The sequence below is a fragment of the Streptomyces gelaticus genome (assembly GCF_014649535.1).
Classification (GTDB): domain Bacteria; phylum Actinomycetota; class Actinomycetes; order Streptomycetales; family Streptomycetaceae; genus Streptomyces; species Streptomyces gelaticus.
Genome location: NZ_BMTF01000030.1, coordinates 60,310 through 82,652, shown reverse-complemented (window position 1 = coordinate 82,652; position 22,343 = coordinate 60,310). Strand labels below are relative to the sequence as shown.

Here is a 22,343-nt window from a genome sequence, read left to right as displayed (position 1 = left end):
AACGCGGACCACCCCGCGTCACGCACGGACTTGGCGAGCCGGGTACGGCCGAGACCGGACACCGCGAGGTCTTCCACATACACCGCTTGGTTGTCGCGAATGATCTGTGTGGATACCTTGTGGTGCCAGTCCCGGCGCCGGTCCGCGACCTTGGCATGCCGGCGTGCGACCTTGATACGGGCCTTGGCACGGTTCTTCGATCCCTTGGCCTTGCGGGACAGCTGCCGCTGAAGGCGCCTGAGTTTCTTCTCCGCCCTGCGCAGGAAGCGGGGGCTGTCGATCTTCCGGCCGTCGGACAGGACCGCGAAGGCGGACAGACCGAGGTCGATGCCCGACTCCGCCTCCACCTCGGGAAGGATGTCCGGCTCGGTGTCCACCACGAAGCTGAGGAAGTACCGGCCCGAGCTGTCCTTGGTGACGGTCAGCGACGTAGGTGCGACCGGAAGCCGACGGGACCACTTGACCTTGAGACCGCCGATCTTGGCCACATACACCGTGCCATTGTCCTGGAGGGAGAAGGCGTTGGTGTTGAGGCGGATCGACTGCCGGGTATCCTTCCTCGACTTGTACCGGGGCGCCCCGACCTTCCGGCCCTGCCGCTTGCTCTTCAAACTCTCGAAGAAGTTCTTGTAGGCGGTGTCGAGGTCCCGAAGGGACTGCTGCAGAGGAGTTCAACGGCGAACGCGATCACGTCCACCTGCTGATCAACTACCCGCCCAAGGTCGCCGTCTCCAAGCTGGTCAACAGCCTCAAGGGCGTCTCCGCCCGCCGGATACGCCAGGAATTCACCGGCCACAACAACCACGCCATCATGCACGGGCACCTGTGGTCGCCCTCGTACCTCTCCGCATCCTGCGGCGGAGCACCACTGGCGATCGTCCGCCAGTACATCGAGCAACAAAAACACCCGCTCCAGCCCGCGGGCCAGAGCAGTCTTGAGATGCATTCATCCCCGGCGTGAACACCGGGACTTTCAGCAAGAGCCCCGGTAACTGACGTTCAGTCACGCGGAGCTACAAACTAGCGGGTCGTTGCAGAGCTGTGGAGCCCTTGGCCTAGCTAGTGCTGTGACCGGGACGGTTCATCGTGATCGGAAGGCGGCTCACGGGACGAGCGCACGCGAAACGGTCTGGTATTACTGGGGCATGCAGGAAGAGACCGCGCGCTCCGCAATCGACACGTTCATCTCCGCGTTCAACGCCTCGGACGACAGCTATGTGACTGTCCTGCTCTCCCAGGCCCTGACCTCAGACGTGGTCTTCTGGGGGCCATTGGGTCGCAGCGAAGGGATCGAGGCGGTCGAGCGGTTCGTGCTGGACATCAGGCGCCACCCGGCAGGGACCGGTACGATGGTGCGCTGCTCAGCGGTGGACATGCCTAACGAGTGGGCCCGGTACCAGTGGGTCTTCACCACGCCGGATGGAGGCCCCCGCCTGGCGGGAACGGACGTCGTCCATCTGCGGCGGAGCCTCATCGACCAGGTCATCGTCTTCGCGGGGGAGATCGAGCCGTCCGCCTCCTAAGTCATCCTTCTCCGGCGCCGTCCCTCTCCTGAACTTGCCCCGTTCGGCGCTCCGGGGCTGCGGTTCGCGGTTGATCAGGCTGCGGTGTTGAGGGGGCGTCCGCCCCAGCGGATGCCTTTTCACTGCGGATGCGGGCGCGTTCCTTGCGCCGACCGGATCGGCGGGGGAGAAGGCACCCCAACCACCCCGTGCCGCATCGACAACCTCGCCCGCCGGATCACAAGTGCCCGGTGGCGCGCACCCTGCTCACGTACTCCCAGTCCTCCAACCCTCACTCGCCGCAATACAGCGACCAGACCGAGCTGTACTCGGGTGAGCGGTGGGTGACGTCCCGGTTCTGCGAGAAGGACATCCTGCGCTCGCCCGCGCTGCGGGTCGTGCGGGTCCACGAACGCCGCTGGTCACCTGCGATGCGATCGGCCCCTGTCCGCGCGGCGGGCGGTCAGGGGCTGATCGCGAGGAAGACGAACGCGGCGAAGATCGACAGATGGACGCCGCCCTGGAGCAGGGTGGCCCGTCCCGGTACGACGGTCAGCGCGCCGACCACCACAGTGAGTGCGAGCAGCACCATATGAGTGGCGCCGAGGCCGAGATGGAGCGGGCCGTCGAGCCAGACCGAGGCGAGGGCGATGGCCGGGATGGTCAGGCCGATGCTCGCCATCGCCGAGCCGAGGGCGAGGTTGAGGCTGGTCTGGACGCGTTCGCGCCGGGCGGCCCGCACCGCCGCCAGGGTCTCCGGCAGCAGCACCAGCAGCGCGATGACGACACCGACCACCGCCTGGGGCATTCCGGCCGCCTCGACCCCGGACTCGATGGTCGGCGACACGGACTTGGCGTCGCCGACGACCGCGACGAGCGCGATCAGCAGCATCGCCAGGCTCAGGGCGGTGGCGCCTCGGCCGGGCAGCGGGGCCTGGTGCTCCTCCGGTTTGAGCGCGCCCTCCGGTGTGAGGGGCAGGAAGTACTCGCGGTGCCGCACCGTCTGCACGGCGACGAACAGCCCGTACAGGAAGAGTGAGGCGACGGCGGCGAAGGTCAGTTGGGCGGCGGAGAATTCGGGGCCCGGTTTGCCGACGGTGAAGGTCGGCAGGACGAGGCTGAGGGTGGCGAGTGTGGCGACGGTCGCGAGGGCGGCCCCGGAGCCCTCGGCGTTGAACACGACGACGCGGCTGCGGACGGCGCCCACGAGCAGGGACAGTCCGACGATGCCGTTGCAGGTGATCATCACGGCGGCGAAGACGGTGTCGCGCGCGAGCGCGGACGTCTTGGGGCCGCCGTCCACCATCAGGGTGACGATGAGGGCCACTTCGATCACGGTGACGGCGACGGCCAGGACGAGCGAGCCGAACGGTTCCCCGACCCGGTGGGCGATGACCTCGGCATGGTGGACGGCCGCCAGCACGGCGCCCGCGAGACAGAGGGCGACCACGGCGACGGCGAACGCCGGAAGCTCCCGTCCCCAGCTGAAGACCAGCGCGAGCGCGGCGACGATCGGCACGACCACCGTCCACCGGGTCGCCAGTGTCCGGACCGTCGCGAGCGCGTTCATGGGCCACACCCTGCCAGAGCCGGAACCCGGGCGCTCGTCGGGCGGCGGCCGGACGGCGGGTCACACGGCCCGTGTGTGTCCTTCCCAGTACGGATCGCGCAGCCGCCGCTTGTAGAGCTTGCCGTTGGGGTCACGGGGCATCACATCGATGAAGTCGATGCTTCTGGGGCGTTTGTACCCGGCCAGACGCTGTTCGCAGTGGCCCAGGATCCCGGCGGCGAGCGCCTGGCCCGGATCGTGTCCCGGGGCCGGTTCGACGACCGCCTTGACCTCCTCACCCCAGTCGGGATGCGGAATGCCGAAGACGGCGACGTCGGCGACAGCCGGATGGCCGAGGAGGACGCCCTCGATCTCGGCGGGGTAGATGTTGACCCCGCCGGAGATGATCATGTCGATCTTGCGGTCGCGGAGATAGAGGTAGCCGTCCTCGTCGAGGATGCCGAGGTCACCGACGGTGAAGAAGTCGCCGATGCGGTTCTTCCTCGTCTTGGTCTCGTCCTTGTGGTAGCTGAAGCCACCGGTGTTCATCTTCATGTAGACGGTGCCGAGCTCGCCGGGCGGCAGCCGGTTGCCGTCGTCGTCGAAGACGGCGAGTTCGCTGATCGGCCAGGCTCTGCCGACCGTGCCCGGCTTCTTCAGCCAGTCTTCGGCGGTGGCGAAGGCGCCGCCGCCCTCGCTGGCCGCGTAGTACTCCTCGACGCACGTGCCCCACCAGTCGATCATCGCGCGTTTGACGTGGTCGGGGCAGGGCGCGGCACCGTGGATGGCGTGCCGCATGGCGGTGACGTCGTAGCGCCGTTTCACCTCGTCGGGGAGGGCGAGGAGGCGGTGGAACTGGGTCGGGACCATGTGCGTGTGGGTGCAGCGGTGGGTGTCGATGAGCCTCAGCATCTCCTCGGGCGTCCATCGGTCCATCAGCACCAGCGGGTGTCCGATGTGCAGCGACGCGCCCGCGAACTGCAGAACGGCGGTGTGGTAGAGCGGTGAACAGACCAGGTGCACGTTGTCGTCGAAGGGTTTGACGCCGAAGATACCGAGGAATCCGCCGAGGTGGCTCTCCTCGGGGAGCCTGCCGGAAAGCGGCCGGCGAATACCGCGCGGGCGGCCCGTGGTGCCCGAGGTGTAGTTCATGACCCAGCCCAGGGTGCGGTCCTCGGGGGCGTCCTCGGGCTGCCCTTCGAGCAGTTCGGCGTACGGGCGGAAGCCGTCGACCGTGCCCACGGCGAAGCGGTGGCTCGCCGGCAGCTCCGCCTCGTCGGCGGCCTCGGTCGCTGCCTGCGCGAACCGCTCGTGGGCGATGAGCACCTTGGCGCCGGAGTCGGCGACGATCCAGGCGATCTCGGGGCCGACGAAGTGGTGGTTGACGGGTACGAGGTAGAAGCCGGCCTGCGAGGCGGCGAGGTAGGCGGTGAAGAACTCGACGCCGTTGGGCAGCACCACCGCGAACGCGTCGCCGCGCCGCAGCCCGGCCGCGCGCAGTCCGTGGACGAGACGGTTGGCGGCGGCGTGCAGTCGGCCCGCCGTCCAGCTCTCGCCGTCGGGAGCGGTCAGGGCCGTGCGGTCGGGGTCGGCGGTGGCCTGGGCCCAGAAGCCGTTGGGCGGCTGACTCATGAGGCACTCCGTCCGGCGATGCGGTTGATCCGGTCCACGGCACGCTCGAAGCCGCGGGTCAGGTCGTCGAAGACGGCCTGCACGCTGCGTTCGCTGTTCATCCGGCCGACGATCTGGCCGACGGGGGTGCCGAGCAGCGCACCGGTCTCGTACTTCTGGATGCGGGAGACGGCCTCGGCCACCAGCAGCCCCTGGAGCGGCATGGGAAGCGCACCGGGCCCGGCCGGGTCGTCCCAGGCGTCGGTCCATTCGGTACGGAGCTGACGTGCGGGTTTGCCGGTGAGGGCGCGGGAGCGGACGGTGTCGCCGGAGCCGGCCGCGAGGAGTTTGCGGGTCAGCGCGCGGGAGTGGAGATCGGCCTCCTCGGTGGTCAGCCAGAGGGAGCCGAGCCAGACACCCTGGGCGCCGAGGGCGAGTCCGGCGGCGATCTGCTCGCCGCTGCCGATCCCGCCGGCGGCGAGGACGGGCACTGGTCCGACGGCGTCGACGACGTCCGGGACCAGGACCATGGAGGCGATCTCGCCGGTGTGGCCGCCCGCCTCGTACCCCTGGGCGACGACGATGTCGATGCCCGCGTCGGCGTGGTGGCGGGCGTGCTTGGCGCTCCCGGCGAGGGCGGCGACGAGCACGCCCCGGTCGTGGGCGCGGGCGACGACGTCGGCGGGCGGTGACCCGAGGGCGTTGGCGAGGAGCCGGATGGGGTAGTCGAAGGCGACATCGAGCTGGTTGCGGGCGACTTCCTCCATCCAGCCGGTGATGCGCCAGCCGGACGCCTCGCCCTCGGGGAGTTCGGGGACACCGTGCTTGGCGAGGGTGTCCTGGACGAACTGGCGGTGTCCGGCCGGGATCATCGCCTCGACGTCGGCCTCGGTCACCCCCTCCACCTTTTTCGCGGGCATGACCACATCGAGGCCGTAGGGCTTGCCGTCGGTGTGCTCCTGCATCCAGTCGAGGTCGCGCGCGAGGTCGTCGGGGGCGGTGTATCGGACCGCGCCGAGTACGCCGAATCCGCCGGCCCGGGTGATGGCCGCGGCCACCGCGGGGAACGGCGTGAAGCCGAAGATGGCGTGCTCGACTCCCAGTTTCTTGCTCAGCTCCGTCTCCATGAGCCGCAGGATGCCGCAGCCGGTCATCCGAGGGAAGAGATTTTCTGATGCAGTGTCAGATTCTTTGTGACGCAGGGGGCCTCCGTGTCGGCGGGGGTGACAGTAATCTCTGCGGCGGCAGGAAGTTTCATTGTCTGACGAAATTTCGAAAGTTACTTTCGCGCAGCGGGAAGGGGTTCCGGATGACCGAGGACGCGGCGGGCAGAGGGATCAGCCGACGGAGGCTGGGCGGTGGGATGCTGGCCCTGGGCGGGGCACTCGCCCTGGCGCCCATTCCGTTCGCGGGGCGGGCGTCGGCCATGGAGTCGGGGACGGGATCGCCGGGTATGCGCACAGGGGCCCTCGGGAGCGCCACGTCGGGGCAGGACCGGCCGACGCTGCGCCGTGGACCGGCCGCCCGCGCCGGGCTGCTGCAGGAACCGCTGGACCAGCTGGTCGCCGACGCGGAGAAGTTCCTCTCCGCCTCTCCCAAGCACCCCTGGTACGCGGGGGCGGTGCTGCTCGCCGGGCGGGGCGGCACGGTGGCCCTGCACCGGCCGATCGGCAAGGCCGTGCGCTACGCGGGTTACGACGAGAAGACCGACACCGGGGTGGAGTTCCCGCCCGACCAGCAGATCGCCATGGCCGAGGACACCGTCTTCGACCTGGCCTCGGTCTCGAAGCTGTTCACCTCGATACTGGCCGTGCAGCAGATCGAGCGCGGAACGCTGGAACTCGACGCGAAGGTCGCCTCGTACCTGCCCGACTTCGCCGGCGGCGGCAAGCAGGACATCACGATCCGTCAGCTGCTCACGCACACCTCGGGCTTCCGCGCCTGGATCCCGCTGTACAAGGCTCCGACACGGGAGGGGAAGCTGCAACTGCTGTGGGACGAGGTGCCGGCCAACCAGCCCGGCACGGTGTACCTCTACTCCGACCTCAATCTGATCTCGCTCCAGCTGGTCCTGGAGAAGATCACCGGTCGCACGCAGGACGTCCTGCTCCGTGAGCGGATCACCGCTCCGCTCGGGATGCACCGCACCCGGTACAACCCCCCGGCCTCCTGGAAGCCGAAGATCGCCGCGACCGAGGACGCCCGGCTGCCCTGGTCCGGACTGGACCGCGGACTGGTCTGGGGCGAGGTGCACGACGAGAACGCGTACAGCCTGGGCGGGGTGGCGGGTCATGCCGGAGTCTTCTCCTGCGCCTGGGACCTGGCGGTCCTCGCCCGCACACTGCTCAACGGCGGGGTCTACGGCCGTGCGCGGATCCTCTCCGCCGAATCGGTCGAGCTGCTGTTCACCGACTTCAACGCCGCGTTCCCCGGCGATGAGCACGGTCTCGGATTCGAGCTCTACCAGCACTGGTACATGGGGGCGATGGCCACACCGCGCACCGCCGGCCACACCGGTTTCACCGGCACCAGTCTCGTACTGGACCCGACGTCCGACTCGTTTCTGATCGTGCTCGGCAACTCGGTGCATCCGGTGCGTAGTTGGCGTTCCGGCAGCGCACCGCGCGTTGCCGCGGCCAACCGGATGGCGCGCGCCGTCGCCGTCCGTCCCGTGCGCGGCCGTACGGCGTGGTTCTCGGGAATGGCGAACGCCACGTCCGCCACGCTCACGCTGCCCGCGCTGCGCCTTGCCTCCTCGCACGCCCGGCTGAGCTCGGCCCTGTGGTGGGACACCGAGCCCGGCTCCGACTCCCTCTTCCTGGAGGCCTCGGCGGACGCCGCGGCGACCTGGCAGCCGGTCCCGTTCACCACCGTCCCAACCTCGGAAAACCCCCGCCCCGAGCCCGAGCCGCATCCGACCGGCGCGGTCTCCGGCTGGTCCGGCCGGGTGTGGCACCGCCTCGACGCGGACCTCGCCGCCTGGCGCGGCAAGGAGGTACGGCTGAGGTGGCGGTACACGACGGATCAGCTGTACGTCGGGCGGGGAGCATACGTGGACGCCGTCCGGGTCGAGGACGGCAACCGTACGGTCTTCGACGAGGGCCGGCCCGGCGACGCCGCGCGCATCGAGGCCCTGGGCTGGACGGCTTCGGCGGACTGAGCCGCGCCTGGTGGGCCCGGTGGGACGTCGCGCCGTGACCGGCGGCCCCGGGGGCCGCCGGTCACGGCGTCGCCCGCCGTACCGGAGAATGCTCCGGTGACCACATCACCGCAGAACTGGATGCGCGCCGAGCGCCTGGACGCCGACCGGGCGGCAGCCGCGGTGCACGCCCGGACCGGCGTGCGGCTGGTGGTCGAGGGGCCCTGTGCGGGCGGTGAGGTCGGTGCCGCGTACGTGCGGTGGCCCGACGGCCGCCGGTCGGTCCTCAAGTCGCGGCCGGGCGCCCGGATCGAGGAGCTGCGGGCGGGTCCGCTGGCGGTGTGCGAGGTGCTGGGCGCCCGCGGGTATCCCTGTCCGTCGACGGAGCTGGCACTCCAGGTGGACGGTGCGGCGGTCCTGGTCCAGCAGCTCCTTCCGGGCGCACCGCTGGAGCTGCTGGACCACCACGGACTGGATCAGGCACTCGCCCTCAACGAGTCGCAGTCGGGGCTGCTGGCCGGGCGCGCGGACATCGCGTCGATGAACCTGCATCTGCTCGACGACGGCCCCGGGTACTGTCTCCACGAGCCGCTGCGCCGGCACAGTCGGCGCGGCGCCGCCCTGGAGCACCGGATCAGGTCGCTCGGCGCCGATCACCCGCCCCGGCTGGCCGGGGACCACGTCGTGCACCAGGACTTCCACCACGGCAATCTGCTCGCCGTGGACGGCACGGTCACCGGGGTCATCGACTGGGACGGCGCCGGGCGGGGAGACCGCAGGTTCGACCTGGTCACCCTGCGCTTCGGACTGCACGCGCAGGAGCAGCCGCCTGGGGTCGTCCGTCGCCTCGACGGCATCCTGGACGCCCTGCCCGAGGACGTCCTGCGTCCCTGCTGGGCCCATATGAGTCTGCGCATGACCGACTGGGCCGTCCGCCACTTCGCCCCGGGCGAGGTCGAGCACTGGATGGATCTGGCCGAACAACGCCTGTGACGGACCCGGAGACGGGCAGGGCGCGGTAGGTTCCGGCGGTGATCTCCGACTGGAAGAGCGACCGGACAGGCAGCGCCCTGCGGGGCGACAACCCGACGGCCCTGCGCCGCCCGAGTGCGGGATTCGCCGCGATCGGGGACGGGCAGTTCCTGCCGGGGTACTCGGTGCTCCTGGTCGACGGACCGCAGGTGCAGCGTCTGTCGGAACTTCCACGATCCTCGCCGGAGGACCGGCAGGACCTCGACCCCGCGGCCACCGGCGCACCGGTCACGGAAGAGGCGTGAAACCCACTGCCGAAGCGACGGCGACCGGCCTGACACCCTTGCGGATTCCCGCCTTCCGGCGGTTCGTCCTCGCCGGTCTCGTCTCCGCGTCCGGCTCCGCGATGGCTCCTCTCGCGCTCGCCTACGCGGTGATCGGGCAGGGCGGTGGAGCGGGGTCGCTCGGTGTCGTGCTGACCACGAACTCCGTCCCGGTCATTGTCCTCACGCTCGCGGGCGGCGTCCTCGCCGACCGGTTCTCACGCAGCCGGATTCTGTTTCTGGGCAATCTGCTGGCCGCACTCGCTCAGGGGGTGCTCGCGGCACTGGTGGCCACGCACCATGCGACGGTCACCTCGATCGCCGCGTGCGGCTTCGTGTCGGGGGTCGCCGTGGCCTTCACCGGGCCGGCCGCGACGGGCGTGGTGGGGCAGCTCGTCGCGACGGAGCAGCTGCTGCGGGCCAATGCGCTGGTCCGGCTTCCGAGCAACGCCGTCAAGGTGCTCGGCCCCGTGGCCGCGGGGCTGATCATCGCGGTCGGCGGCCCGGCGTGGGCCCTGTGGTGGGATGCTCTCAGCTTCCTGGTCGCGGCGCTCCTGCTGCTCGGTCTGCGGCTGGGCGCGCCGGTCACGACGAGCAGTGCGCTCGCCGATCTGCGGGCGGGCTGGACCGGGTTCCGGTCCCGCACCTGGCTGTGGACGTACACAGCCGCGGGCACAGTGGTGGTCGCCGCGTGGCTGGCCGGATTCCAGCTCCTGGGGCCCGTGGTTGCGGCCGGGTACTACTCCGGGGCGCGTTCCTGGGGGCTCGTCCAGGGCGCGTTCGCGTTCGGGCTGCTGGCGGGGACGGTGGTGTGCCTGCGCTGGAAGCCGAACCGGCTGCTGGCCGTCGCCGTGATGACCGGCGCCGGACTCTGCCTGCCACTGACGGCACTCGGCCTCGGTCTGCCCCTCCCCTGGGTGCTGCTCGCCACCGTACTCGCGGGCATCGGGCTCGATGTCGCACTCGTGACGTGGACCACCGCACTCCAACAGCACGTGCCCCAGGAGGAGCTGGGCCGGATGAGCTCGTTCAACGGCGTCGGGGAACGGATCGCCATCCCGCTCGGCTACCTCGTCACCGCACTCGCCGCGCATGCCTGGGCCGAACGGACCGTACTCCTGGTCTGTGCCGCTGCCATCGTGGCCACCACGGTCCTCAATCTCTGCGTACGGGACGTGTACCGCGTCAATCGCCTCTGAGCGGCTGACTCTTCATCTCCTGGTGACCGCAGAAGATCCGAAGGCCGCCGGGGCCGTCCTCGCCGGCCGCACAGTCGCCGACGGCACGGCACAGGTGTCGTGTCCACCGGCGGACCGTCATCGGCTGCGCCGTCCTGCTCCCGGAGCCCGCTCCCCCGCGTCGTCGCCCTATACCGGGACTTCCGTCGCCGGGGCCGGGATCTCGGCGGTCGCGGCGGACGGTGCCGGGGCCGTCGACTCCCGGACGACCAGCCTCGGGCGGATGAGCAGGGAACGTCCGGCCGCGGGGGCCGAGTCGATCCGGGCCCGCAGCTGCTGGAATGTCTCCGCCGCCATCTCCGGCAGCGGCTGGCGGACCGTGGTGAGCGGCGGTTCGAAGAGGTCGGCGAGGAGGATGTCGTCGAAGCCGACCACGGAGACGTCCTGTCCGGCGCTGAGCCCGGCGTCCTTGGCGCCCCGGCAGATCCCGATCGCGCACATGTCGTTGATGGCGACGAAAGCGGTGGGCGGGCGCGGGCCGCCGAGGAGCTCCCTGGCCGCATTGCGCCCCAGTTCGGCGGCGTCCTTGTCGCCGAACTCGGTGGCGTCGGCGCCGGGCCAGACGATCGCGTCGGCCGGGTCGAGGCCCGCCGCTTCCAGGGCGGCCCGGAAACCACGCAGCCGTTCGCGGCGGTTGACGCTGTTGACCGAACCGGAGACGAACGCCAGTCGGCGGTGGCCGAGTTCGATCAGATGACGGGTGGCGATCTCGGCGCCCATCGCGTTGTCGACACTGATGGAGGCCAGCGACGGCGGATCGCCCGCCTGGGCGGTGCGGTCGAAGGCGACCATCTTCAGCCCGCGGCTCAGCAGCGGTGTCACATGGTCGAGCGAGGGAAGCGAGGAGCACAGCACCACTCCGCTCACCCCGTCCGCGAGCAGTTCCTCGCCGTACTTGAGCTCGCGGGCCGCGTCGCGCTCGCTGTTGCAGAGCAGTACGTGGTACCCCTCGGCGAGTGCGATGGCCTCCAGCTCACGGGCGAGCGCCCCCCAGAAGGGGTTGGCCACCGACGGCACGATGAGCCCGATGACCTTGATGCGGCCGGTGCGCAGCATCCGGGCAGCGCGGTTGGGCCGGTAGCCGAGCTGCTCGATCACCTGCTCCACGCGGGCCAGCGTGGCCGGCTGCATACGGTCGGTACGTCCGTTCAGAACGTTGGAGACCGTGCTCGCGGAGACCCCTGCGGCCTCCGCGACCTGATGGATCGTTACCCCGCTCATGCCACCTCCGGTTCGGAACTCGTCTGACCCTACCAGTGTATCGATTTACTGAACTTCGTTTACCGGTACACCTGTTAACACGCCAGAAAATTCATGTGCATCAGCTGTTGACGTCCCTCTCACGGCGTTCCTAGCATCAGTGCATCGATTTACCAGCACTTCCCAGCCATGGCCGGGACCCATCGCTGGATCGATCCACAGTCTCCACCTCAAAAGGGGTGTCCCATGCAACTCAACCGACGGTCGCTGCTTGCCGCCATCGGCGCCGGAACCGCTGCCGCCGCGCTCAGCGGGTGCGGTACCGGTACTTCGACGGCCGGCTCCGCCGAAGGCCCCGCCGAGGGTGAGATCACTCTGCTCACCCCGATCTACGAAGGTGCCGACGGCAAGACGCTGTTGGAGAAGGAGATACTCGGCGGCTTCCGGAAGAAGTACCCGGACGTCGAGGTGAACGTGGACTACACCACGTACAACCAGCTCAACGAGAAGATCACCACCGGTCTCGCGGGCGGTCTGCTGCCCGACGTGATGATGATGGGGGTGGGCTGGATCCCGCCGTTCGCGGCCAAGAAGGCGATCGCCGAGCTGCCGGAGAAGTTCGCCACCGCGCACGACTACGAGAAGCGGGTGCTGGAGCCCTCCCGGTACGACGGGAAGCTGTACGCGCTGCCGGTCGTCCTCGACACCCGCATCGTCGTCTACCGCAAGGACCACTTCGCCGAGGCCGGCATCAAGAAGACCCCGGCGAACTGGGCCGAGCTGCGCGCCGTGGCCAAGCAGCTGACCAAGAACGGGCGGGTCGGATTCGACCCGTTCTCCATCGATCTGCGCCAGTGCTGGGAAACCTTCCTCTTCGCCAACGGCGGCCAGCTGTTCAGCGCGGACGGCAAGAAGGTGCTGTTCACCGACGCCCGCGGGGTCGAGGCGCTCCAGTTCTTCAAGGACCTCGTCAAGGACGGCTCCGCCGAGTACGCCAAGAAGACGGAGCTCGGTGCCCCGACCAACGTACAGACCGGCAAGGCGTCCATGATGATGACGACCAGCGCGTTGTGGAAGCAGGTCGGGGACCAGGCGCCGGACCTCCTCAAGGACGACAAGCTCGGGGCGTTCATCCTCGCCAACCGCAAGCCCGCGATGCTCCAGGGCGGCACGCTCGTCACGCAGTCCGCCAGTTCCAAGCACCCCGCGGCGGCCCGGGCGCTCGTCGAGTACCTCGCCTCGCCCGAGTCGATCCTCGGTGCGGCCAAGCAACGCGGTTCGGTGCCCGGCCTGAAGGACCTCAGCGACAGCTCGTACGTGAAGGAGAACAAGTTCGTCGAACTCTCCCTGCGGAGCATGGGCGACGCGTGCTCCGAGGGCGGCACCCCCGCCTGGATGGAGATCCGCGAGAAGATCAAGCCCACGCTGGAGCCCGCGATCGTGGGCACCCAGTCGGCCAAGGACGCCATCGCGGAACTCGGCCGGCTCGCCGAGGCCGCCATCGGCCGGATGTAAGGACCCGTCACTGTGGGAGCGACATCCGTATTGAAGGCGCGCCCCGCGCCGCCCTCCGCCCCGGCCGGACGCCCGGTCGCGAAGAAGCGCACCGGCCGGGTGCCGACGGGACCGGGGCGCCGCAGGCAGCGCGCCGGCATGCTGATGGTGGCGCCCGCGCTGCTGCATGCCTCGCTCTGGATCGGCCTGCCGGTCGTCGCGTCGGTGGTCCTGGCCTTCACGAAGTACGACGTACTGACGGCGCCGCAGTTCGTGGGTCTGGACAACTTCAGCGAGATGATGGGCGACGCGGTCTTCCGCAGGTCCGTCGTCAACACCGTCGTCTACACCTTCTTCACCGTGCCGTTCGGCATGATGCTGGGGCTGCTCGTCGCCCTGGCGCTGCACACCGGCCTGAAGGCCCGGGGCATCTTCCGTACCGCGGTCTTCCTGCCTCAGGTGACGGCGACCGTCGCGATCGCACTGGTCTGGCTGTGGATCTACAACCCGGGCAACGGGCTGCTCAACACACTCCTGTCGTTCCTCGGGATCGACGGACCGGCCTGGCTCGCGTCGACCTCGTGGGCGATGCCCTCGGTGATCCTGGTCGGCATCTGGCAGGGCATCGGCATGAAGATGCTCATCTATCTGGCCGCGCTGCAGTCCCTGCCCAAGGAGCTGTACGAGGCGGCCTCGGTGGACGGCGCCTCCAAGGTGCGGCAGTTCTTCTCGATCACACTGCCGCTGCTGAAGCCCGCGACGTTCTTCGTCCTCATCACGTCGATGATCAGCGCGTTCCAGTCCTTCGACCAGATCTACATCCTGACCGACGGCGGTCCCGCCAACAGCACCACGATGATGACGTACGAGATCTACAAGTCCGCCTTCCGGGAGTTCCGCGTCGGCTACGCCTGCGCGCAGTCGCTGGTGCTGTTCGTGCTGCTGATGGGCTTCACCCTGGTCAACCGGCGGATCATGGGAGGCACCCGTGGCCACAACTGAGCTGCACGCGCCAAGGGTCGCGAAGAAGCCCCGGCCGGGGAGGAACGGCAAGCCGGTCGCCGTCGGCCGGATCGCGCTCTACGCGACCCTCACCGTCGTCTCGCTGCTGATGGTGGTGCCGTTCGTCTGGATGGTGCTCACCTCGCTCAAGACCCCGGTGGAGATCGCCTCCCAGGACGCCGGACTGCTCCCGGAACACTGGGAGTTCGGGAACTACGTCGACGCGCTGAAGGCGGCGCCGTTCGCGACGTACGCACGCAACAGCTTCATCATCGCGTTCAGTCACACCCTCATCAACGTGGTCGTGGCGTCGATGGCCGGGTACGCGCTGGCGCGGATCAGGTTCCGGGGCAGCGAGGTCATCTTCTGCCTCTTCATCGCCGCGCTGATGATCCCCACGTACACCAAGGTGCTGCCGGAGTTCCTGATCGTCCGCTTCATGCCGCTGGCCGGCGGGAACGACATCTTCGGCCAGGGCGGCAGCGGCTGGCTGGACTCCTGGTGGGCGCTGATCGTTCCCGGTGCCGTCACGCCCTTCGCGGTCTTCCTCTTCCGCCAGTTCTACCTGGACCTGCCGGTGGAACTGGAGGAGGCGGCCAGGCTCGACGGTCTGGGTGAGTTCCGGATCTACGCCCGGATCATGACGCCGCAGGTCAAGCCCGCACTCACCACCGTGGCGCTGCTGACCTTCGAGTCGTCGTGGAACAACTTCCTCTGGCCGCTGCTGGTGACCCGCACCGACAGTCTGCGGGTGATCCAGGTCGGGCTCTCCGTCTTCAAGACGGAGAACGGCCCCCAGTGGCACTTCCTGATGGCCGGCACCACGCTGGCCACCCTGCCCATGGTCATTCTCTTCCTCATCGGCCAGCGCTACTTCGTGCAGGGCTTCGCGACCGCAGGTCTCAAGTGACCGTCCTTCGCCCGAACGACCGCACTTCGAAAGGTACTCACTCCATGTCTGCTGATCTCAACGGCTCCCGCGCACTGGTGACAGGGGCGGGCCACGGAATCGGCCGGGCGATCGCCGTCGCGCTCGCCGAGGCCGGTGCCGATGTCGCCGTCCACTACCACTCCTCCGCCGACGAGGCCGCGAAGACGGTCTCCACGATCGAGGCGCTGGGCCGCCGGGCGAAGGCGTTCAAGGCCGATGTCACGGTGACCGGCGATGTGGACCGGCTCGTCGACGAGGCGACCGGCTGCCTCGGCGGACTGGACGTGCTGGTCTGCAACGCGGGCCATCTGATCGGCCGGGCCACCATCGCCGAGATGTCCGACGACCACTTCGACCAGGTCCTCTCCACCAACCTGACCTCCACGTTCCGCACCGTGCGCGCCGCCCTTCCGCATCTGAAGGAGTCCTCGGCCGGACGCATCATCACGATGTCCTCGCTGGCCGCGCACAACGGCGGCGGCCCCGGCTCGGTCGCCTACGCGGCGGCGAAGGCCGGGGTGCGCGGTTTCACCAAGGGCCTGGCCAAGGAGCTCGGCGGTACGGGCATCACCGTCAACACCGTGGCGCCCGGCTTCATCAAGGGCACCGCCTTCCACGACACGTTCACCGCGCCCGAGGCGCAGCAGGCGATGGAGGCCGGTATCCCGGTCGGCCGGGCCGGCACCCCCGAGGACGTCGCCGCCGCGGTCGTCCACCTGGCGTCGCCGTCGTCCGGCTTCCTCACCGCCACCACGGTGGACATCGACGGTGGCGTGTGGCCGCGTTGAGGCGGATCGCCCGGGAGCGGGGCGGCTGGTGGCACGCGTACGTCTGCCCGGCGCACGGCGTGGAGCTCGACCACGGCGATCTGCTCGCCGGGGTGTTCCCCGAGGGCGGTGCGCGGTGTGCGTACGGCTGCCGGGTGGACGACGAGGCGGTGCGCGGTGCCTGGCTGGTGCTCTCGCACCAGGCGTGGGCGCGGCATCTGCGGGTGCTCGCCCACCGCAAGGAGCGTGCCGAATGCGTGTCGCGGCTCGTGGAGTACGCGGGGCTGTACGCGGAGCTGGCCACCGAGCGGCACGGCGAGGCCCAGACCTGGATGCTGCGCGGCCGGCTCTTCCACCAGGCGCTGACCGATGCCATCTGGGCGGTGAACGTCGGGCACACCGTGATCACGCTCGCCGAGCAGTCCACCGAGGACCTGGCCCCGGTGCTGCCGCTGCTGGACGCGCTGGAGCGGGCCGCTCTCGACGCCCGGGACGTGCTCACCGGTCAGGGCCACCTGGCCTCCAATTACACCGCGTGGCTCAACGCGGCCGGTGTGGCGGCGAGTCGGGGCGCGGCGGCGGCCCGCGGCAGGGAGTGGGAGGGTGCGGAGCAGTGGCTGGAGGGCGAACACGGGCTGTACGCGCACCTGCGGGTCGCGGTCGCCGATGACGGCTGGGAGTGGGAGGGCAGCACCTACTACCACGGGTTCGTGCTGCGGGCCGCACTGCTTGCGCTGCGCGGCACCGACCCCGCGTCCGTTCCCTCCGATGTGGTGGGCGTACTGGCCGGGATGACGGACGTGCTGGCGGCCGTCGCCACGCCGGGCGGCATCCTGCCGGCGCTGCACGACGGCCCGTATCTGCGTGGCCCACTCGCCCTGGAGTGGCTCGAACTCGTCGCGCTGGCACAGCAGTTGGTGCCTTCACCGGCGCTGGAGGCGGTGGCCGGGCGGGCCCGGTCCGAGCTCGGCGCACAGGACGACGGGCTCGACCGGGAGCTGGGCGGCTGGTTCGCCGGCCCACCGCTGCCCGAGCGCCCGGCGCCCGGCCCGGTGACGGTGTTCCCGGCCGCCGGGTACGCGGTGCTGCACCACGCGGGCATCCACGCGCTGCTGGACTTCGGCCCGCACGGCGGTTCGCACGGCCATCGCGACAAGTTGTCGCTGTACCTGTACGGCGACACCACCCCGTGGCAGCCCGATCCCGGTCAAGTGCCCTATGCACACGCCGAGTTCCGTGATCTGTACGCATCGACCGAGGCTCATCCGGCGTTCCGCGTGAACGGCGCCGAACAGGCCGAGTGCACCGGGCGGCTGCTCGGCTCGGACGGTTCGTCCGTGACCGCCGAGGTGACGACGGCGTACGAGGGAGTGCGTGCGGTGCGGCGGGTGGTGCTCGGTGACAGCTATCTGGTCGACCTGCTGACGGTACGGGCCGAGGACGAGCGGCGCCTCACCGCACAGCTGCGCCCCGGTGTCGCGCTGGACGTCCAGCTCCAGGCCTCGGGCGAGGTACGCACCACCTGGTACGGCGACGAGACCCTGCACGGCTGGCATACCCACACCCCCGGTGCGACGGTGCGTCCGGTCTCCCGGCCGGGGCCGGGGCCGGCCGACGATCCGCAGCGCGTACGCACCCGGGTCGACTTCACCGCGCAGTCGGACCGGGTCGTCTTCGCCTCGGTGTACCAGGCGGCGTCGGCCGGACCCGCCGTGACCGACGTACGGCTGGACGGCGACGGGGTGCTGACGGTCTCGCTGACCGACGGCGGCACGGCACGGTTCCGGACGGAGGACTGACCCTTGTTGCTGTCGGCGACCCCGCCGCCCGGCCCGCGCCCCGCGCAGCAGGTGCGGCTGTACGAGGAGGCGGCCCGCCACCGCGGGCTGACCCCGCCGCGTACGCACCCCCTGGCCAGCATCACCTGGCTCGGTCCCGCGGCCTCCAACCCGGCGCTGGCCTACCGGGTGAGTGGCGATCCGGCCCAACTGGCGGAGAGCCGGCGCTGGATCGAGGCCGCGGTGCGGCTGCCGCACTGGGGCAGGGCCCATATGCCGGACCATGATCTGGACGCCGGCTGGCTGCTGCACCACCTGTCGCTCGCCCACCGGTGGATCGGCGACGAACTCCCGGACGAGGTGCGGGCGCTGCTGCGGTACAAGCTGCTGCTCCAGGGGCGGCGGATGTACGAGTTCGCGGTGGCGGGCGAGGGCCGCTGGTGGTCGTCGTCGTACTGGCAGAACCACAACTGGATCTGCTACGCGGGCCTGGCGACGGCCGGTTACGTACTGGGCAAGGAGGAGTGGACCGAGCGCGCCAAGGACAACCTCGGTACGGTCCTCGATCTGATGCCGGACGACGGTTCGCATGCCGAGGGCGTCGTCTACTGGCGCTACGGTGTGCCCTTCCTCGCCGTCCACCTGGATCTCCTCCAGGAGGCGGAGGGCATCGACTGGTGGGGCCGGGGCGGCTTCCTCGCGAACACCTTCCGCTACCGGCTGCACCAGTTGGCTCCCGGCTTCGCGTTCAACGTCGACCACGGCGACTGCCACGACCGGCGCAGCGGACACAGCGCCGGCCTGTACTACCGTCTCGCGGCGCAGTACGGGATTGCCCAGGCGCAGTGGCTGGGCGATCTCGCCTCGGGTGAACTGCTGTGGCAGGAGGCCGCACAGAGCGGAGTGCGGCCGGGGATCCTGCCGGAGGCCTATCTCGAATACCTCTGGTACGACCCGTCCGTGGCCGCCGCCCCGCCCACCGAGACACGGGCGTTCTTCCCGGATCTCGGCCTGCTCGCGGCCCGCACCGGCTGGGACGACGACGCCACCCTCGTCTCGTTCAAGGCGAGCCCCGGCGGTGGCCACAAGGCGTGGGAGACCTCCGCGAAGCACCGGGCGGAGAAGGGCTGGGAGACCCTCGACCAGGGTCACCACCACCCCGATTCGGGCTCGTTCGTGCTGGTCTCGCAGGGTGCCTTCCTCGCGGTCGACGAGGGGTACAGCAACCGCAAGCGCGCCGCGCACCACAATCTGCTGCTGGTGGACGGCCAGGGGTACGCGGACGAGGACCGGTACCACGTGTACCAGGGCATCCCGTACGAGCGGCAGGCCCGGCAGCGCGATGTGCTCGCCGGTGCCGACTGCGGCTGGGCGCACGCCACGGCGGAGATCGCCGCGATGTACGACCCCGCGCTCGGGGTGCGGCGGCTGGACCGGACGCTGGTGTTCACCCCGTCCGGACGGCTCGTACTGCTGGATCTCGCCGAGGCGGACACGGAGCGGGAGTGGTCGTTCCTGCTCCAGACCGACCGGCCCACCGAACCCGGGCCGGGCGGCGGCCGGCTGATCCGGTCCGGGGCGGCCTCCGCCCTGGTACGGCGGTTCGCACCGCTCGACGCCGAGGTCGTCTCCGAGGCCACCGAGGTGGAGGCGAACCCGACGTCGAGCACGCCCGAGCTGCGGCTCACCCGCACGCTGCACACGCTGCGTGCGACGACCGCGCGCTCCACGGAGGCGCTCTTCCTCACCGCGATCGTCCCCGGCACGGCTCCGGGCCCCGTCGAGCGGGTCGGGTGCGCGGAGGGCCAGGGCGTGAGCTTCGGCGAGGAGACCGTGCTCCTCTCCCCCGTCGCCCGTCGTATCCGCAACCCCGCGGTGTCGGCCGACGCGGCGGCGGTGCTGCTCGGGGCCGAAGGCTCGGCCCCGTACGTGGTGGCGGCCACCCGGCTGGTGCTGGACGGCCGCGTGCTGCTCGACGTCCCGGAGCCGTACACAGGAAAGGTCGGCTGAACATGCAGGCAACCCTCTCGTCCGGCTGGCCGACGCTGCTGCGGCGGCTGGAGTTCGTGGCCTACCCGGCAGCCGCCGGGGCCGCCTTCACCGTGCTGTCGCTCGGTGTCGTCACCTGGCTTCCGGCGCTCGCCGCGATGGGGCACGCCCTCCAGCGGTGGCGGGCGGAGGGTGACAGCCGCTGTTTCACCAACGCGTTCACGGCCTTCCCGCGCTACTGGCGCGCGCTGTGGCGTCACTCCCTCGTGTCCACGGCGGCGGGGATCGTCCTGGCCGCCAACATCGTCCATCTGCTGGGCCGTCCGGAACCGTGGACCTTCGTGCTGCTCGCCGCGCAGGTGGGCATCGCGGCCGCGCTCGCCATTCATCATGTGGCGCTCGCGGCCGAGGCGGGCCGGTCTCCGCACGGAACGGTCCGTACCTGGTCGCGCGGTGCACTGGCCCTCGGCTTCGGGTCGGCTGCCCGTGGCACCGCGCTGCTCGGCGCGGTGATCTCCGCCGCGCTGCTCTCGCTCGTCGTACCGCTGGGCCCCCTGCTCCTCGGCCCCAGCATCCCCGTACTGCTCGCACTGTCCTTCGCAGACCCCAGGAGGCACACCCCATGAGCCGTGTACTGCGCACCACCCTCGTCGCCGCGCTGGCCGCGGGCGCCCCGCTCGTCTTCCCCCCGCCGTCCGTGGCCGCCGAGGCAGCCACCGCGTACTACGTGTCACCCTCCGGCAGCGACTCCAACACCGGTACGTCGGCGAATGCCCCGCTCGCCACGATCCAGAAGGCGGTCGATCTGGCACCGGCCGGTGGGGTGGTCAACCTCGCCGCCGGTACGTACAAGCAGGACGTCGTGACCAAGCGTGCCGGGGTCACCATCACCGGCCCGTCGAACGCCGTCGTGAAGGGGGCCGGCGACGCCCGGATCATCCAGGTGCAGCACGATTCGACGACGCTCAGCGGATTCACCGTGGACGGGCTGCACGGGTCGTCCACCGATGTGTCGGGGTATCGGCTGAAGCTCATCTATGTCATGAGCACGACTCCCGGGAACGGTGTGGGCGGGCTGCGCATCACCGGGATGACGCTGAGGAACGCCGCCGACGAATGCCTGCGGGTGCGCTATCTGGTGACCGGCGCCGACATCTCCGAGAACACCATCACCAACTGCGGGGTCAACGACTTCAAGTTCGGCGGCGGCGGCAAGAACGGCGAGGGCATCTACCTCGGCACCGCCCCCGAGCAGCAGGGGGCGAACGGCGCCCCGGACGCCGCCCCCGACATCAGCAGGAACAACCGCATCCATCACAACACCATCGCCACCCAGGGCAACGAGTGCGTCGACGTGAAGGAGAACTCGACCAACAACTACGTCGAGTACAACGACTGCAGTGGCCAGAAGGACTCCAGCTCCGGCGGCCTGGACGCACGCGGCAGCGGCAACATCTTCCGCTACAACACCATTCACGACAACGTCGGCGCGGGCATCCGGCTCGGTGGTGACACCGCGACGGACGGCATCGACACCAGCGTCTACGGCAACACCATCACCGGTAACGCGGGCGGCGGCATCAAATTCATGCGCACCCCTCAGGGCCCGGTGTGCACCAACACGATGAGCGGCAACACCGGCGGCGACGCGGTCGGCACCTACGGCAGCGAGTACGACCCGACGGGTGCGTGCCCCAAGTGACCGGGCGGGGACCCGCGAGACGCGGGGTACTGACGGCGGCGGCCGGTCTGGCGGCGGTCGCGGCCACGGCACCGCAGGCACACGCGGCCGGGCCGCAGGGCGGCGCCGGACCCTCGCGCTGGACGACCTCCTGGGCGACCGCGCAGACCGCGCCGACGGCCACGGACACGGTGGCGAGCGTCGGCCTGACCGACGGCACCTGCACCGCGCATGTGCGGCTGTCCGCGGGCGGAGCCGTCCGGCTGCGCTACGGACACGCCTTCGGCACCGTCCCGGTCCTCATCGGCCCGGTGACGGCGGGCGGCCGGCCGGTGACGTTCGGCGGGCAGCAGCAGGCGTGGATCGCCGCGGGTGCCTCGCTGACCAGCGACCCGGTCGCCGGACTGCGTGCCGCCGAGGGGGCGCGGCTGACGGTGGAGACCCGGCTCCCCGGCCCCACCGGGCCGCTGTCCTTCCACCGCAACACCCATGCCTCGCACTCCGTCGACGGCGAGCGCACCACCTCGGTGTTCCTGCTCACCGGCGTCGAGGTGACGGGCGCGCACGGGCCGGTGGTCGCGGTGCTGGGCGACTCCATCACGGAGGGCGTCGGCACCCCCGACGACACCGATCTGCGCTGGCCCGACCAGCTGGCCGGACGGCTGCCGGGCTCGGCCGTCGCCAACCTCGGCATCAGCGGCAACCGGCTGCTGCTGGACGACGCCCGGTTCGGGCCCGGCGGACAGGCCCGCTTCGACCGCGATGTGCTCTCGCTGCCCGGACTGCGCACCGTACTCGTCCATCTCGGCGTCAACGACCTCCAGCAACCACCGAGCCAGACCGACCCGGCGCGCGTGCTGGCCGGGTACCGGCAGCTGGTGCTGCGCGCCCGCAACGCCGGGCTGCGGACGGTCGGCGCGACCATCGCCCCGTTCGGCGGCTGGACCCGCTGGACGCCCGAGCTCGAAGCGGTACGGCAGCGGATCAACGCGGCGGTGCGCACCGGCCGGGTCTTCGACGCCGTCGCCGACTTCGACGCGGCCCTGCGCGACCCGGACCGCCCGTCGCTGCTACTGCCCGCGTACGACAGCGGCGACGGACTCCACCCCAACCCTTCCGGTCATGCCGCGCTGGCAGCGGCCGTCGACCGCCGACACCTCCTGTGAG

The 22,343-nt window shown here is 70.4% G+C and carries 17 protein-coding genes and 4 pseudogenes; 16 read left to right on the top strand and 5 right to left on the bottom strand.

Annotated features, from left to right (window positions below; genetic code table 11):
* Positions 1-665 (bottom strand): annotated as a pseudogene (locus tag IE107_RS30475) (RNA-guided endonuclease InsQ/TnpB family protein); the annotation flags it as partial.
* On the opposite strand from IE107_RS30475, the pseudogene tnpA reads away from it, so the two are divergent.
* The 3 genes and pseudogenes from tnpA to IE107_RS30460 form a co-directional block, all read left to right on the top strand.
* A pseudogene (gene tnpA / locus IE107_RS30470) lies at positions 653-961 on the top strand (IS200/IS605 family transposase); the annotation flags it as partial. The pseudogenes IE107_RS30475 and tnpA overlap by 13 nt on opposite strands.
* 184 nt (positions 962-1,145) lie before the next feature.
* Positions 1,146-1,523, top strand: a complete 378-nt coding sequence (locus tag IE107_RS30465) for a nuclear transport factor 2 family protein (RefSeq protein ID WP_189547586.1) — start codon at positions 1,146-1,148, stop codon at positions 1,521-1,523.
* Positions 1,524-1,738: 215 nt separating this feature from the next.
* Positions 1,739-1,921 (top strand): annotated as a pseudogene (locus IE107_RS30460) (penicillin acylase family protein); the annotation flags it as partial.
* Positions 1,922-1,965: 44 nt separating this feature from the next.
* On the opposite strand, the gene IE107_RS30455 reads toward IE107_RS30460, so the two are convergent.
* The 3 genes from IE107_RS30455 to IE107_RS30445 are packed head-to-tail and all read right to left on the bottom strand — an operon-like array spanning position 1,966 to position 5,789.
* Positions 1,966-3,072 carry a calcium:cation antiporter gene (locus IE107_RS30455; RefSeq protein WP_189547585.1) on the bottom strand — a complete coding sequence of 369 codons (1,107 nt, stop codon included), beginning with the start codon at positions 3,070-3,072 and terminating at the stop codon, positions 1,966-1,968.
* 60 nt (positions 3,073-3,132) lie between these two features.
* Positions 3,133-4,683, bottom strand: a complete 1,551-nt coding sequence (locus tag IE107_RS30450; protein WP_189547584.1) for an acyl-CoA synthetase — start codon at positions 4,681-4,683, stop codon at positions 3,133-3,135.
* Complete coding sequence (locus tag IE107_RS30445; RefSeq protein ID WP_189547583.1) at positions 4,680-5,789, bottom strand: NAD(P)H-dependent flavin oxidoreductase; 1,110 nt, start codon at positions 5,787-5,789, stop codon at positions 4,680-4,682. Before IE107_RS30445 ends, IE107_RS30450 begins: the two co-directional genes overlap by 4 nt.
* Positions 5,790-5,971: 182 nt before the next feature.
* Between IE107_RS30445 and IE107_RS30440 the strand changes: the two genes are divergently transcribed.
* The 4 genes and pseudogenes from IE107_RS30440 (at position 5,972) to IE107_RS30425 (ending at position 10,295) form a co-directional block, all read left to right on the top strand.
* Positions 5,972-7,822, top strand: a complete 1,851-nt coding sequence (locus IE107_RS30440; protein ID WP_189547582.1) for a serine hydrolase domain-containing protein — start codon at positions 5,972-5,974, stop codon at positions 7,820-7,822.
* 96 nt (positions 7,823-7,918) lie between these two features.
* Positions 7,919-8,794, top strand: a complete 876-nt coding sequence (locus IE107_RS30435; protein WP_229867365.1) for a phosphotransferase — start codon at positions 7,919-7,921, stop codon at positions 8,792-8,794.
* A gap of 38 nt (positions 8,795-8,832) precedes the next feature.
* Positions 8,833-9,009: pseudogene (locus tag IE107_RS30430) on the top strand (diadenosine tetraphosphate hydrolase); the annotation flags it as partial.
* Positions 9,010-9,074: 65 nt separating this feature from the next.
* Complete coding sequence (locus IE107_RS30425; protein WP_229867364.1) at positions 9,075-10,295, top strand: MFS transporter; 1,221 nt, start codon at positions 9,075-9,077, stop codon at positions 10,293-10,295.
* A gap of 168 nt (positions 10,296-10,463) precedes the next feature.
* Here the strand turns inward: IE107_RS30425 and IE107_RS30420 are convergent, their stop codons facing one another.
* A complete protein-coding gene (locus IE107_RS30420; RefSeq protein WP_189547581.1) occupies positions 10,464-11,555 on the bottom strand; it encodes a LacI family DNA-binding transcriptional regulator in 1,092 nt (363 codons plus the stop codon).
* A 225-nt stretch (positions 11,556-11,780) separates the two neighbouring features.
* Between IE107_RS30420 and IE107_RS30415 the strand changes: the two genes are divergently transcribed.
* Genes IE107_RS30415 through IE107_RS30375 form a run of 9 tightly spaced genes read left to right on the top strand, consistent with a single transcriptional unit; the run spans position 11,781 to position 22,342 of the window.
* Positions 11,781-13,049 (top strand): ABC transporter substrate-binding protein, encoded by a 1,269-nt coding sequence (locus IE107_RS30415; RefSeq protein ID WP_189547580.1) that lies wholly within the window; start codon positions 11,781-11,783, stop codon positions 13,047-13,049.
* Positions 13,050-13,061: 12 nt separating this feature from the next.
* Positions 13,062-14,030 carry a carbohydrate ABC transporter permease gene (locus IE107_RS30410; protein WP_229867363.1) on the top strand — a complete coding sequence of 323 codons (969 nt, stop codon included), beginning with the start codon at positions 13,062-13,064 and terminating at the stop codon, positions 14,028-14,030.
* A complete protein-coding gene (locus IE107_RS30405) occupies positions 14,017-14,940 on the top strand; it encodes a carbohydrate ABC transporter permease (protein WP_229867362.1) in 924 nt (307 codons plus the stop codon). The genes IE107_RS30410 and IE107_RS30405 overlap by 14 nt, the downstream gene beginning before the upstream one ends.
* A 44-nt stretch (positions 14,941-14,984) precedes the next feature.
* A complete protein-coding gene (locus IE107_RS30400) occupies positions 14,985-15,749 on the top strand; it encodes an SDR family NAD(P)-dependent oxidoreductase (protein ID WP_189547579.1) in 765 nt (254 codons plus the stop codon).
* On the top strand, positions 15,737-17,527 hold the full coding sequence (locus IE107_RS30395; protein WP_189547578.1) for a heparinase II/III domain-containing protein: 1,791 nt from the start codon (positions 15,737-15,739) through the stop codon (positions 17,525-17,527). Before IE107_RS30400 ends, IE107_RS30395 begins: the two co-directional genes overlap by 13 nt.
* 3 nt (positions 17,528-17,530) lie before the next feature.
* Complete coding sequence (locus tag IE107_RS30390) at positions 17,531-19,516, top strand: DUF4962 domain-containing protein (RefSeq protein ID WP_189547577.1); 1,986 nt, start codon at positions 17,531-17,533, stop codon at positions 19,514-19,516.
* A gap of 2 nt (positions 19,517-19,518) precedes the next feature.
* Complete coding sequence (locus IE107_RS30385; protein WP_189547576.1) at positions 19,519-20,121, top strand: DUF624 domain-containing protein; 603 nt, start codon at positions 19,519-19,521, stop codon at positions 20,119-20,121.
* The gene (locus tag IE107_RS30380; protein ID WP_189547575.1) at positions 20,118-21,197 is read left to right on the top strand and encodes a DUF1565 domain-containing protein; all 1,080 of its coding nucleotides are present in this window, start codon (positions 20,118-20,120) and stop codon (positions 21,195-21,197) included. The genes IE107_RS30385 and IE107_RS30380 overlap by 4 nt, the downstream gene beginning before the upstream one ends.
* Positions 21,194-22,342, top strand: a complete 1,149-nt coding sequence (locus IE107_RS30375; RefSeq protein WP_189547574.1) for an SGNH/GDSL hydrolase family protein — start codon at positions 21,194-21,196, stop codon at positions 22,340-22,342. The genes IE107_RS30380 and IE107_RS30375 overlap by 4 nt, the downstream gene beginning before the upstream one ends.
* The last annotated feature ends 1 nt before the right edge of the window (position 22,343 follow it).